Consider the following 678-nt stretch of genomic DNA (forward strand, 5'->3'; position numbering starts at 1 on the left):
GACGTGCGCATGCCGGGCGTCGACGGGCCGGAGGCGACGCGGCGGCTGCGCGCGCAAGGCATGGGGCCAGCCGAGTTGCCCATCGTAGCGCTAACGGCAAATGCCTACGCCGACGACATTGCAGCGTGCTTGTCGGCCGGGATGCAGGATCATCTCGCCAAGCCGGTAATGCTGGCTGGTCTCGATGCCGCGCTGCGCAAATGGGCGAGGCCCAAACCGATCCCGGCTACTCAGCCCGCTCCGGTTGCCTTGCGAATTAGCGCCAATGTGCGTGACCGCTATCAGATTCGTAAGCAGGAGACGCTGGAGGCGCTCGACGCGCTTGTGCGGCGCGGGCTGTTCTCCGATGCCGAACTAGCGGAGGTATCCGGCTTGCTCCACAAGCTGGCCGGCACCGCCGGGATGTTCCAGGAGGCCACGCTCGGCGATCGGGCGCTCTGCCTCGAAGACGGTATCGACGCGTGGAGTGAAGAGCATCGCGCGGCGCGTATTCCCGCGGCCGTGCAGGCGATCCGCGATGCTGCGTGAGCATGGTTCCCACGACATATTAAGGATTTGAGATGGCGCGCATCATCATGGCGGAAGACGACGAGATCGTCGGGGAAATCGCCGGCGACGCGTTGATCGCGGCGGGGCATGCCTTCGGGCTGCTTACCAATGGCGCAGACGCGCTCAAAG

1 protein-coding gene is annotated in these 678 nt (G+C 65.5%); it reads left to right on the forward strand.

What is annotated here, in order from left to right:
- A partial coding sequence (locus ACFE77_RS15780; RefSeq protein ID WP_375422602.1) for a response regulator occupies positions 1-528 on the forward strand: 528 nt, incomplete at its 5' end.
- Between the last annotated feature and the right edge of the window lie 150 nt (positions 529-678).

The sequence above is a fragment of the uncultured Sphingomonas sp. genome (assembly GCF_964243315.1).
In the GTDB taxonomy this organism is placed as follows: Bacteria; Pseudomonadota; Alphaproteobacteria; order Sphingomonadales; family Sphingomonadaceae; genus Sphingomonas.